Raw genomic sequence first — 12236 nt, 5'->3', positions numbered from 1 at the left:
TTCGTGGTGCAAGGCTTTGACCAAATGATTGACCAGCGGGTTGGTGGCCCGTACTGTTAAACGAACAATCGCTCGTACGTTAACACGGCCGGCGGCGCCGGCGCTATGAGGAGTTTCGATGACAATCAACGACGTCAGTACTGCCACACGAGTGATCGGGCAACCTGATCGCTGGTGGGAGGACCTCGACCTGGGGGACGTACTCCGGGGTCCCGGCATGACCGTCACCGATGCGCACCTGGTGCAGTGGGCCGGCCTGACCTGCGACATCGTCTCGCTGCACCTCGACGAGGAGTATGCCGCCGGCACCCAGTTCGGGCAGCGGATCGCGCACGGGCCGTTCACGCTCTCGCTCGCCCTGGGGCTGACGACTCAGACCGGCTACTTCAACAACGTCGTCGCCTGGCTCGGCCTCGACGAGGTGCGCGCCTTGCGTCCCGTGCTCATCGGCGACACCCTGCATCCCGAAGCCGAGCTCATTGCCGCCCGCCCGACGAAGAAGCCCGACCAGGGCATCTGGTCCTTCGCCTACAGCGCTCTCAATCAGCGAGGCGAAGCCGTGATGACATTTCGGAGCAGCTTCATGATCCGCCGGCGCCCCGAGCCGCTTCGCTGACGCGTGCAGCCGTCGGAGCGTGACCGTCGCGCACTCTTGTGCGATCGAGGGTGCGCTCTTACCCTTACCCACAAGCGAACGTTTGTTCATGAAAGGAATCGAACATGGCTGAGCACGACAAGCCGGTAGTCACTCGCAAGGGAGAGGAAGCGCAGAACACGAGCCAATCCGGTGGTGCCGTGCGTGTCTCCGGGGTCAGCGTCCAGCACACGCCGGCGACGAAGATCTGGTTCGGGAAGGTCTTCAACGAGCCCGGATATCGGTCACTGCCGCATCATCACGGTGAGGCCGAAACCGGCGGCTACGTTCTCACCGGCAAGGCGCGAATCTACTTCGGCGAGAACTTCAGCGAGTACATCGACATGTCCGAAGGGGACTTCGTCTTCGTCCCACCCTTCATGCCGCACGTCGAAGCCAACATGAGCACCACCGAGGAACTCATCTGGCTTACCACCCGCACGCCCGAGAACATCGTCGTCAACCTGCCCGAGGTCGACGACAGCACCCTCGCCGGATATGTCCGGGTCGGCACTCACGCCGAGGCGCACTGACTTTCCCGTCATCGCCTCATCTGCAGGCAATCTTTCGCTGCGGCTCAATACTTTCCACCCACGGAAGTCCTCCGGTCGAATCACGGCTGGGGGCTTCGGTGCGTCGGGAGGCGGAACGCATATCGGCCGTTCGGTGTGCCGAGACGGGGGCAACCTGGGGAGAAGTGTCAGCGCGCGCCGGTGCACCGGCTGTCATCTTCGCGACCGCCGCAGTGCGATTGTTCACCGACATCTTGCGCAGGATATTGCTGACGTGAAACCGGACCGTGTTCCTCGAAATGAACAGGTCACGACCGATTTCGGCGTTCGACGCACCATCGGCGATCATGCCCAATATCTCGTGCTCGCGACCGGTCAACGGCTCGTCGTGATCCGAAGGGCATGCGGTCTCCGCGCGGGCCGCGAGACCGGCGTGACCGCACGAATTGGCGTGGACGTCGGAGAGGAGAACCCTCTCCAGCGCCGATGCGGCGCGAAGACGTGCCGCCCGGTCGGTCACGTGCTGAGAGCGAAGCACGTCGAGGATGCGGCTCAGCTCGGCGAACATCGTCATCGATTCCGCAACCTCCGGGTCCAAGCGAGCCATGGACGCTCCGACGCGGATTTCGAGACGTGGTGACACTCGGTCTGAAATGGTTGCTCGACAGGGGGATTCTCGAGATCTGCCGTGAAGAGTCGTAGGCTAAAGCCAACAAACACTCGTAAGTTTAAGTGAGTGTCGGGCACCGAAGCAACTCCACTGAAAGAAGCGGTTCCGAAGACGGGTTCGAGCTCGACGCCGCCGAAGCAGTTGCGCCGATTTCACCACCTCAGGCGAGCTACTCGCCGAGACCCGGAATCCGGGCCGGGCCGGAGGAACTCCGGCCCGGCCCGCCCAAGAGTGTCAGCCGACGGCGCTGTCCGACCACTCCGGGTAGTCGATGTAACCCTTGTCGCCGCCCGAGTAGAAGGTATCGAGATCGGGCATGGTCAGTTCGAGGCCATCGCGCAGGCGACGCACCAAGTCCGGATTGGAGATGAAGTACCGACCGAATGCGATCAGGTCGCCGCCGCGCGCCAACCATCGATCGGCATTCGCCTTGTCGACGAAGTCTGCACTTCCGACAATTGCCGGGTTCACGATCAGCGGGCCGGTCCAGATTTCCCGGATCCGGTCGTTGACATCGTCCGATGCAGTCTCGAGGATGTGAAGGTACGCCAACCCCAGCGGATTCAGGGCGTTGAGAAGCGTTGTGTAGAGGCCCTCGGGATCGCTTTCGTTCATGTCGTGGAACTTCCCGCCGGGTGAGAACCTGATCCCCACCCGGTCGGCGCCGATGGCGGCGCTGACGGCGGTAGCGACCTCGACTGCGAAGCGTGCCCGGTTCTCGTGCGACCCGCCGTACTGGTCGGTGCGCTGATTGCTGTTGTCGGACAAGAACTGCTGGATCAGGTAGCCGTTGGCGCCGTGGATCTCGACGCCGTCGAAGCCGGCAGCGATCGCGCGCTCGGCCGCCGCGACAAACACGTTGATCTGCTCTCGAATCTGCTCGACGGTCATCTCGACGGGAGTGACGAACGCGAGCCGACCACCGGAGTTGAAGATGGTGCCCTGGGCGGCGATGGGCGACGCTCCGAGCGGCTGCATTCCGTTGATCTCCGGGTGCCCCACGCGGCCGCCGTGCATGAGCTGGGCGAAGATCCGGCCGCCGGCATCGTGAACAGACTGGGTGATCGGGCGCCAGGCTGCCTCCTGCTCATCGTTGTAGAGACCGGGAATGTTCGGCTCGGACTGTCCCTGCTTCGACGGCGAGATGCCCTCGCTCACAATGAGCCCCGCGCTGGCGCGTTGCGCGTAGTAGAGCGCGGCACTCTGGGACGGCAGTCCCGTCTCGGAGGCGCGAACCCGCGTCATGGGTGCCATGACGACTCGATTCGACAGCTCGAGTGGACCCAATTTGTATGTCTCGAACAACATGACCTGAGAACTCCTTAGGGTGTGAATGTTAGTCCGCCCGGTCACCGCCTGGCTTGCATCGGCACCAGTAGTGTCCTTTGCATGGCTAGGTATCGACCGCGTTGTCGGTGTTTGTCTGGTGCGCGTGAAATTCGGTGGTGCAGTCGTCGGTCGAGCCCCGGGAGCTCAGTCTCGTCGACGCAGTAGGACGAATCGACAGATTTCGGTAATGCTCAGGTGGGGTTGATATCTCGATTGAACTCTTCTGCTGACACCGCGTGGGATCGTGTCTGATCGAAGTCCCTCTCCCGTGCAACAAACGTACGGACGTTCGTAAGTATTAGCGGGAGAGTCCGATGTGTCAACCCTCACAGGGGGCGCACCGCCGGGTTCGTGTCACGGACCGTGGCGATGTGGCGCGGTCGGCGCCGACGGGTGCGCGTTCGGCGTCCGCAACCTCTTGCGCCCACGTGAACTATGATCTACGTTACGTTCAGCAAACGAGCGTTTGTAGGCTTTGACCCGTTCGTCGCGTCTACTTGTTCGTTCCTGACGCGCCGGTCGAGTCGTCGGCCGACCTTCTGGCTGCGCGACGTATCCGTAGCAAACACGCACGGCTCGCAGTAGGTCGAGCCAAGCGCTCCCATCGGACCCGATAGGTATCCCTAGGCGAGGAGGATCCGTGATCGTTTCAGAGTCAACAACTGCGGACACGCGAGTCGTGACGAGTCACTATGTTCCAGACCCTATCGACAAGCTGTGCGCCATAGAGGAGATTCGCCAGCTGAAGCCACGAGCCGGATACCGCCGCAACATCCAACATCACGATCTGCTCGAAGATCGATCCTTCGCGCACATCGCAGCGTCCGAGGCCACAGCTCGGCGGGACCGCCTACCCATCCCATCGGCAGTGCCCCCGTCGAGTTCCCAAACAGGAGTCAATATGTCACGGTGAGGTCTCGTGCCGTGATCAGCGATAACGCTTCCCTGCCGAAGCGTGCCTGAGTAGCTGCCAGTGCGCGTCGCTGGCCGGATATCCTCAGATCCTGTGCGGTGCTTCAGCAGTCACCACGTCCGCGAGGAAAGCGGCCGGTACCGGCGCCCAGTCCTTGCGCCACCGCCCCGCCGCCTGGTCCTCCCGCAGTGCCGTGATGAGCGAGACGATGTGTGGTCCACCATCGGGAAGGTGACGCGCGAGGCCCAGCTCGGCGCATTGTGCTGCAATCGAGGTGAGCATTTGCTTGGCTTCATCGATGCGGCCCGAGGCGGACAAACAGGCCACGAGCAGCCTCCTGGCCTGCATCAACAGCCGGTGCGCGCCGCGACCTCGGAGTAGGTTCACCCACTCCTGTGCCCACGTGCAGGCGAGCTCGACCTGGTCCGGTGAATGCTCGTCGAGCAGCAGTCTGATGGCTGTTGCCTCTTCGATCTGTGCCGTCAGTGCCTCGATGCCGTCGACCGGTCGTCGGCGAGAGGAATATTCTGCGTGCGGCGAGACCGGGATGTCGGAGCTCAGGGGAAGCCCCAGCCTGATCCGTTCGCTCTCGACGTTGGCGCGCAACCGCGGAAGAGACAGTGTCACAGCGATTCTCGCCCCCTCATCGAGTCGCTGCGCTGCCGTTATTCGGTCACCTTTCAGCGCCTTGATACGCGCCCCGAGGACATACCGAGGGATCTTGAATTCCACGAGACCGCCTTCGCCCCCGAGTTCGTAGCCTTCGTCGAGCAACTGTTCGGCTTGGTCGATCTCGCCAAGTTCGTACATCAACGCGCCGAGGAGAGAATCGGCCAGGCGCGCGGCCTCCGAGTGTTTGCCACCCATCTTCCTCGCCACACGCACTCCCGCCCGGAAGCTGCTTTCTGCTGCGGCGACATCGAGTTGTTCGTAGGCGGCAAGGCCGGCGAAACAGTGCCCGTGCATCACCAGGTACGGACCGTTGGTTCGCGCATGAAATGTGGAGGCCCATTCCTGCAGTCGGCGTGCCTCGTCGAAATCGAACTGGTATGTCGCGCGATAGGTTGCCATGTTCGCGGCACTCGACACAACCCACGGCCGCAACGTGTCCAGCCGCGGCAGGCATGCCTGGACCAACTCGTCCGCGCCGTCGATTCGGTCCGCGCGGAACCGTATAACGCCCCGCATCACGGCGGCCTCTACTCTCAGGTCGGCGTTCTCGTCGGTGGAGGGACCGCGGTCGAGCGTTGATTCGACGAGGTCGAGTGCTCGCTGTGCGGGTGCGGCGCGATGCAGCATGATATTGGCCCAGGCGACGGCGAGTTGCAACCACGGGCGCGACTCCGTGAGTGCAGGTGGGAGTTTCGCAACCATCCCGAGGAGGGTCGTCATGTGCGAGTACTCGATCAGGTGCATCCCATCGCGCTCGACGAGCTCGGCCGCCCGGACCTGATCCCCAGCCATGAGTGCATGATCGACGGCCTCGCCGAGCAGCTCGTGATCGGCGAACCAGGTTGATGCCGTGCGGTGAAGTTCGTCGATCCGCTCGGGTTGATCACGCTCGAGTCGGCGTTGCAGGAACTCGGCGAACACGTGGTTGTACCGGAACCACACTCCGTCCTCGTCCACCCGTCGCAGGAACAGATCCCGCTCCTCGACTACTTCGAGTAGCGCCTGCCCGCGCGACACGTGCGCCAGCGCGCCCGCGAGGCTGCCGCTGATCCGTTCGGTAACCGACGTCGCCAGCAGAAAATCGAGGATCTCTGGTTCCAACGTGTCGAGCACGTTTTCGGCGAGGAACTCGCCGATGGCGTGATGCCGACCCGACATGTGCCCGATCAGCTCGGTGGGGTCGTCGCGTCCGCGCAGTGACAGGTACGCCAATTGCAACGCTGCCACCCACCCGTCGGTCGAATCCCGCAGGTCCGCGACATCCTCTTGCTCCAGCTCCAGTCCGCCCAGGTCGACCAGGAAGGATCGTGCCTCATTGTCATCGAAACGTAATGCTGTGTAGTCGATTTCGACAAGCTCATCACGCACGCGCATTCTACTCATCGGAAGGCCGGCCCGGGTGCGGCTTGCCACGACGACCTGGAGGTGGTGGCAGCCGTTGTCGAGCAGGAATCCCATGGCTCCGCGTGTCCCGGCGTCTATGACCCGGTGCCAGTCGTCGATCACGATCGCCACCCGCTCACCGCGGGCGTGGATCTCGTTGATCAGTGAAGACAGGACGTACTGCTCGGCCTCGTCGCCGTGCTCGTCGAGCGCCTGCCCGAGGTCGCGCGCCAGGGTCGGGCGGACCCGCCGGATCGCCTCGACCAGATGCGAGAGAAACCACACCATGTTGTTGTCGTCGTGATCGACCGTCAGCCACGCGACCGCCACACCCTCCTCTGTCAGCACTTCACCCCATTGGGCGGCGAGGGTGCTCTTGCCGAATCCGGCCGGCGCGTGAATGACCGTCAACCGGCGCCGCTGTCCAGCGCGTAGGGAGTCGATCAGTTGTCTACGCTCGACCAGTTGCCGGGTCGGCGTCGGCGGGCGGAATCGGGTGGAGGGGGCGGGCGGCGTCCCTGTCGTCGCTGCATCGTTCCGGCCTGCCGTCGTCATCGGGCCGGACCTGCCCGACGCGGTCCTGGTCGAGGCGCCTCGGCGAGGTTCATCGTGGGTCTGCCTACCGAGGTCGGCGGGTAGGGCCATCTCGTCGGCGGGCAGGCCGTTCCGGAGCTGGGCTTCGCGCAGTTCCTCCCCGAACTCGGCCGCAGTCGACGCACGATCGTCTGGCTCCCGGGCCATCGCCCTCTCGATCGCGACAGATACGTCGGCGGGGATGTCCTCCCCACGCAGTTCCGGCACCGGGTGGGAGGTGATCCGCAGGAATTGGGCCATCACCTGCTCACCGCTGCGCCGCTCGAACGCGGCATGCCCGGTGATCGCGCAGAACAACGTCGCCCCGAGGCCGTACACGTCCGATGCCGGGGTGGGGGGCCGGCCCCCGAGCACCTCGGGGGCGGTGAACGCCGGTGAGCCGACCACCGCGCGCGTCGAGGTCTCGAAGCCACCCGCGATGCGTGCGATCCCGAAATCGGTCAACTGCGGTTCCCCGTAGTCCGTGAGCAGGATGTTCGCGGGCTTGACGTCCCGATGTACGGTGCCGATCCGGTGCGCGGTCTCGAGCGCGCCCGCGACCTTTACACCGAGTCGAACCGCCTCCTGCCACTCGATCGGGCCCGTGCGGTGGATCCGTGTCGCCAGCGAACCGTGCGGGTGGTAGTGCATCACAATGTACGGTTGCCCGCTGGTGGTGGCACCGACCTGCAGAATGTTGGCGATGTTCGGATGTCCGGACAGCCGGCCCATGGCCCGTTGCTCACGAATGAACCGCTCGAGGTTGTCCGGTTCCAGATCGGCGGTGAGAACCTTCACTGCGACGGTGCGGTCGAGGGATGGCTGCAGGCAGCGGTAGACGATGCCGAAGCCGCCCCGACCGACCTCCTGGGCATCGTCGAACCCCGCCGCGGCCAACTCCGTGGCGATATCCGGGGTCAGATCACGCTGTGTCGCCGTTGGATCGTATTCGGCCACGGCCGACCTCGATCCCGTGCCTCGGTGTCCGCAATCGCGGTGTCATGCACATCACCTCTCCAGCGTCAATGCGAGCATAACCCCGACCCGAACCCTCGAATCGTCGGTGAGTAGCCAGTTCGCTCGGCCCGCGCGGTCAACCGAGGTCGAGGTCGGTGTGCCGTCGAGTCGAGAGCGAGGAGCGCTCGCACTGTTCGTCCACCCGCAGTCGGCGAGTGGACCGTCCGACCGACACCGCTGCGGCACGGCAGCGCGACAAGCAGCCGGTTGTACCTTTCGTCCCTCGGCCGCAATTTGCCCCGCTCCGGAGTGCGGCAGGGATTCCGACCTGCGGACGACTGACCCATCGCACTCGTTACGGGATTCGGGAATTGTTGTGCCCAAATAACCTTCGACTGGCGGCTTTCGGCGGCACCGCGGGGATCGTGCAGATTTCCGTCGCTGCTCGCGGTCGACTACCGTATCAAGCTCGCTTGCAACGTGATTCGTCTGCCTTGCCTTCATCAAATGCGCCGAATGGGGTGCCAGATGTAGTCGGCGCCCTGGGACTGCGCATCGGTCAGCCCAGGCCGCAGCCCTCGCTCTGTCGGGCTACCGTGCCGGCGCCGGCGCCCAGAGGCCGGCTATGAGCTCATACGAGCGCATACGTGCTGCTTGGTCGTAGGTCTCCGACATGAAGACGAGCTCGCGGGCGCCCGTCCGAGCCACGAGCGCTTCGAGTCGAGGACGGACGGTCTCAGACGTACCGATGTAGGACTGGCTCAGCTGCTCCGCCACTGCTGCGGCTTCGGCCCGGGTCCACAGCTGATGTATGTCGTCCACCGGTGGATCCAGCGGCTGCATCCGGCCGCGCACCGTTGCGAGGAACCGCTGTTGGACGGAAGTGAACAGCCGGGCCGCCTCTCGGTCGTCATCGGCGAGGACTGCGTTCACGGAGACCATCGCATACGGCTCGGAAAGCGTCTGCGAAGGGCGAAATGTGGAGTGGTAGAGGTCCGCTGCCTCCTGCAACCGAGACGGGGCGAAGTGCGCGGCAAAGACGAACGGCAGCCCGAGACGCGCGGCCAAGGCCGCGCTGTAGACACCGGAACCCAGCAGGTGGATGGGTGTGACGGCGCCCTCTCCCGGGATGGCCCGCACCTGTGGTCGTGTGCCGTGGAGGTAGGAGAGGAGTTCGGCGAACTGCGCAGTGAACTCCTGGTCCGCCGGTCGCCCGCGACGGATTTCGGCCGCTGTCCACGGGTCCGTTCCCGGTGCGCGCCCCAGCCCGAGATCGAAACGGCCGGGGTGCAGGGCTGTCAGTGTGCCGACCTGCTCGGCCACGACGAGCGGCGCGTAGTTGGACAGATTGAGACTGCCGGTGCCGACCCGGATGGTCCGGGTTCCGGCGGCGACGGCGCCGGCCAGGATGATGTTGGCCGAGCTCGCCATCGGCGCCATGTTGTGGTGCTCGGCAAGCCAGTAGCGGTGAAAACCCAGGCGCTCGGCATAGGCGGCGAGTTCGACGGTGCGGTGCAATGCGTCACCGACAGTGTGGCCGTGACGAATCGGTGCGAGATCGAGAAGCGAGAGTGCCGGACGACCCGGAGGAGTGGAAAGGGTATCCATCGCGTGCCGTTTCTTGTCTAGGAGTGGGTGCGAGTGCGTGAGGGGTTCCTAGGACGGGGGAGACACCTGGGAGGCGGCACGGCGGCCGCGACCTCGGCGGGACGGTCTACCGTTCCGTCGCGGTGATCCAGCCGGGTATGTATTCGAAACGCGAGATCTTCCAGGTGTCGTCTTCGCGGCGGAGATCCAACTGATAGTGGGCTCCGTAGAGATCCTGCCCATTCGGTGTAGCCGGCCGCTGAGGGATGATGCGGCCGACCACAAGGTGAGCGGTGTTGCGAGCTTCGTCGACCGTGATCTGCAGCGGACGGCCGAAATGTTGCATCCACGGCCACAGGCGACGGAAGGACTTCATCTGTCCGATAACTTCATGGCGTCCTTGGAGGTCACCCATCGGGGGGAACGCCCCGAAGACATCCTCGGTGAAGCAGCCATGCAGGAGCGTGATGTCCCCTTGGTCAATGGCCCACGAATAGCGCGAGTAGAAGTCGGCGACCTGCCGCACGGCATCGTGGGGGTCGAGATCGGGGATGCTGCGGGCCCAGGGTGAGTCCAATTCGCTCACGATGCTGGGCGTCGCGTCGCCGATCTTCCATCCTTCGGGGGAGGGGATGCTCCATTTCGCGAACCGAGCCTCGTCCCCGTCGATCCATGGGATGGACAGCCGCAGGACCTCGAATTGCCAACCGGACTCAGTCCGGACGAGGTCGGCCACGAGTGTCGCGCCGAACGTCGAAGGCGCCGGTTCTGTTTGCGGTGTGAAACCGTACAGGTAGGAGGTAAGGACGGCCCGCTCGTCGTCGCCGCCGACGAAGTGGTTCGTGGTGACTATGTCTAGGGGCATGGCGGGATCGAAATCGGCGCTGAACAGAGCCGTGATGTCCCTGGCTCCGCGGGCCTCGCCATGCGCACTGGAGTGCAGGACGCTCGAGTCGGCGAAGACGGTAGTCAAGGCGTCCTGGTCGCTGCAGGCCCAACCTGCCACGAAGATGTCCAACGCCGCGAGTGCCCCCTCGGCCGTCGGGGTCATCGGCCTTTGTCCTGATACTGGGTCGAGGCGGCCTCGCTCCGATTTGATCAATCCATTGTTGCGGGTCATGTTGTCGACGCTAATCAATGACATTGATGTCAAGGTCAAGCGAATCCGGAGTGAAGCACGTCACCACCCACGCGCGGCGCAAACGCGCAGAACGGAATTCGACCGAACTCGGAAACCTGAGATCAACACCCTGTCAGCGGCGGGCGGCCATCCCTCTCGCCTCTCAGGCGGCCGGGCTGGCGACCGTAAGGTAGGCGCGGATGGCGTCCCGATTGCGCGTCAGAGTGTCGATGCGCCGCTCGATCTCGCCGAGCTCGCGGGCGAGATTGGCGGCCAACTCCGCGTCGACCATCGGGCGCAAGGCGGCGCCGGCGCCGAGGAAGCAGGGCACGATCTCGCGAATGACCCCGGTGCTCAGCCCCGCCTGGAGCAGATCGCGAATCTGCTGGACGCGCTGCACTGCGCTCTCGGGGTAGTCCCGGTAGCCGTTGGCCAGACGGTCGGGGTGCAGCAAGTCCTGCTGTTCGTAGTAGCGGAGGAGTCGAGTGGCGACTCCGGTGCGATGGGAAAGTTCACCGATCTTCATGGTGATGTGCTTCACTCCGTTTCGGCTTGACCTTGACATCAATGTACAAGTTTAGCGTCAATGGCGTGACCGACGTAATGAACGACCCCTCCAGAACAAAACGGGGCGGCCTCGGCGTCCTGTTCGTGGCCGCCTTCATGACCATCACCACCGAGACCCTGCCCATGGGTCTGCTGCCGCAGATGGGCCAAGGCCTGGGGGCATCAGAGTCGCAGGTCGGACTGTTGGTCGCGATCTACGCGCTCGTGGTCATGCTCGTGACCTTGCCGGTCACCGCGTGGACCGCCAACTGGCCACGCCGTCGACTCTTCCTGGTGATCATGGCGGCCTTCGCCGTGAGCAACCTGTTGATGGCCCTCGCCCCCACCTTTCCCGTGGCCATTATCGGCCGGCTCATCGCGGCGCTGGTGCACGGTGTGCTCTGGTCGATGATGGCTGCTTACGCCACCCAGATGGTCGCTCCCGGCCGCGCCGGCCGCGCCGTCGCCACGGTCTACGCCGGTAACAGCGCAGCCCTGTCCCTGGGCGTCCCCCTGGGTACGGCACTGGGTAACGCCCTGAGCTGGCGAGCGGCCTTCGTCGTCCTGGCTGGGGTGGCGGTCCTCGTGATGGCCGCGGCTCCCGCCCTGTTGCCTCAGGTTCCTGGCACGCGCTCCGCCGACTCGTCGGCCGCCAAGGCATTCAGGATCCCCGGAGTGCTGGCCATCGCCGTCACGACCACCGTGGTCATGCTGGGTCACTTCACGCTCTACACCTATGTCGCCCCCTTCATGCAGGATGCCGGCATCTCCGAGAGCGCGGTCAGCCCTGTCCTTTTCGCCTTCGGCGTCGCGGGCATCGCCGGGGTGTGGTGCGCCGGAATGCTGGTGGACCGGCGCCCGCGGGGCGCCCTGCTGAGCGCCGTGGGCATCGTGGTTCTGGCCCTGACCGGATTGGGGGCAGTCGGCTGGTTCACTCCTGCGACGATCACACTGATTGTGCTGTGGGGACTGGCCTACGCGGCACTACCGACCTTCCTGCAGTCCGCCGCACTCAAAGCAGCGCCCGCGGCGCCGGCCGCCGCCTCCGCGCTGTTCATAATCGGCTTCAACCTCGGCATCGGCGGCGGTTCCTTGGTCGGCGGTCAGGTCCTCGATCACATCGGCGTAGCCGCCGTACCCGGTGCGGCCGCTGCACTCACCGCGGTCGCCTTGCTCATCGCCCTATTCGCTCGCGCGTCCGCCTTCCCTCGCCGCCCGACGTCGGCCGTCATTGCCCGCCCCGGCAACGAGGACGAGCCCACCCCTGCTCACCACCTCGCCGAGCTCGGTCAGCACCACTGACCTGCACCACCGTCACCCGCACATATCCAGGCGTGATC

The 12236-nt window shown here is 64.8% G+C and carries 9 protein-coding genes; 3 read left to right on the top strand and 6 right to left on the bottom strand.

Annotated features, from left to right (window positions below):
- The first annotated feature begins 118 nt into the window (after positions 1-118).
- Entirely contained in the window at positions 119-616 is a 498-nt protein-coding gene (locus AZG88_RS06895) for a MaoC/PaaZ C-terminal domain-containing protein (RefSeq protein WP_052033453.1), read from the top strand.
- A 104-nt stretch (positions 617-720) separates the two neighbouring features.
- Positions 721-1167, top strand: coding sequence for a cupin domain-containing protein (locus AZG88_RS06890; protein WP_061697297.1), 447 nt, complete (start codon positions 721-723; stop codon positions 1165-1167).
- A gap of 16 nt (positions 1168-1183) precedes the next feature.
- On the opposite strand, the gene AZG88_RS54940 is transcribed toward AZG88_RS06890, so the two are convergent.
- The 6 genes from AZG88_RS54940 to AZG88_RS06860 all read right to left on the bottom strand — a co-directional run bounded on the left by AZG88_RS54940 (position 1184) and on the right by AZG88_RS06860 (position 10891).
- Positions 1184-1720, bottom strand: coding sequence for a helix-turn-helix domain-containing protein (locus AZG88_RS54940; protein WP_269455028.1), 537 nt, complete (start codon positions 1718-1720; stop codon positions 1184-1186).
- 330 nt (positions 1721-2050) lie between these two features.
- Positions 2051-3124 carry an alkene reductase gene (locus tag AZG88_RS06880; protein WP_061697296.1) on the bottom strand — a complete coding sequence of 358 codons (1074 nt, stop codon included), beginning with the start codon at positions 3122-3124 and terminating at the stop codon, positions 2051-2053.
- 1018 nt (positions 3125-4142) lie between these two features.
- A complete protein-coding gene (locus tag AZG88_RS06875) occupies positions 4143-7643 on the bottom strand; it encodes a serine/threonine-protein kinase (protein ID WP_061697295.1) in 3501 nt (1166 codons plus the stop codon).
- A gap of 591 nt (positions 7644-8234) precedes the next feature.
- Positions 8235-9251: an LLM class flavin-dependent oxidoreductase gene (locus tag AZG88_RS06870; RefSeq protein WP_061697294.1), complete on the bottom strand. Its 1017-nt coding sequence runs from the start codon at positions 9249-9251 to the stop codon at positions 8235-8237.
- 106 nt (positions 9252-9357) lie between these two features.
- Entirely contained in the window at positions 9358-10281 is a 924-nt protein-coding gene (locus AZG88_RS06865) for a nuclear transport factor 2 family protein (protein ID WP_061697293.1), read from the bottom strand.
- A 232-nt stretch (positions 10282-10513) separates the two neighbouring features.
- Positions 10514-10891 (bottom strand): MerR family transcriptional regulator, encoded by a 378-nt coding sequence (locus tag AZG88_RS06860; RefSeq protein ID WP_442971705.1) that lies wholly within the window; start codon positions 10889-10891, stop codon positions 10514-10516.
- Positions 10892-10941: 50 nt separating this feature from the next.
- On the opposite strand from AZG88_RS06860, the gene AZG88_RS06855 reads away from it, so the two are divergent.
- Positions 10942-12198 (top strand): MFS transporter, encoded by a 1257-nt coding sequence (locus tag AZG88_RS06855; protein WP_231913852.1) that lies wholly within the window; start codon positions 10942-10944, stop codon positions 12196-12198.
- The last annotated feature ends 38 nt before the right edge of the window (positions 12199-12236 follow it).

The organism is Rhodococcus sp. LB1 (assembly GCF_001583455.1).
Taxonomy (GTDB): domain Bacteria; phylum Actinomycetota; class Actinomycetes; order Mycobacteriales; family Mycobacteriaceae; genus Rhodococcus_F; species Rhodococcus_F opacus.
Note: the sequence above shows the minus strand (reverse complement) of the source record. Positions and strands in the feature narration are given on the sequence as shown.

Coding starts and splice junctions, on each gene's coding strand:
- AZG88_RS06890 (WP_061697297.1), top strand. CDS start 721: ATGGCTGAGCACGACAAGCCGGTAGTCACTCGCAAGGGAGAGGAAGCG.
- AZG88_RS06870 (WP_061697294.1), bottom strand. CDS start 9,251: ATGGATACCCTTTCCACTCCTCCGGGTCGTCCGGCACTCTCGCTTCTC.
- AZG88_RS06880 (WP_061697296.1), bottom strand. CDS start 3,124: ATGTTGTTCGAGACATACAAATTGGGTCCACTCGAGCTGTCGAATCGA.
- AZG88_RS06895 (WP_052033453.1), top strand. CDS start 119: ATGACAATCAACGACGTCAGTACTGCCACACGAGTGATCGGGCAACCT.
- AZG88_RS54940 (WP_269455028.1), bottom strand. CDS start 1,720: ATGACGATGTTCGCCGAGCTGAGCCGCATCCTCGACGTGCTTCGCTCT.
- AZG88_RS06865 (WP_061697293.1), bottom strand. CDS start 10,281: ATGACCCCGACGGCCGAGGGGGCACTCGCGGCGTTGGACATCTTCGTG.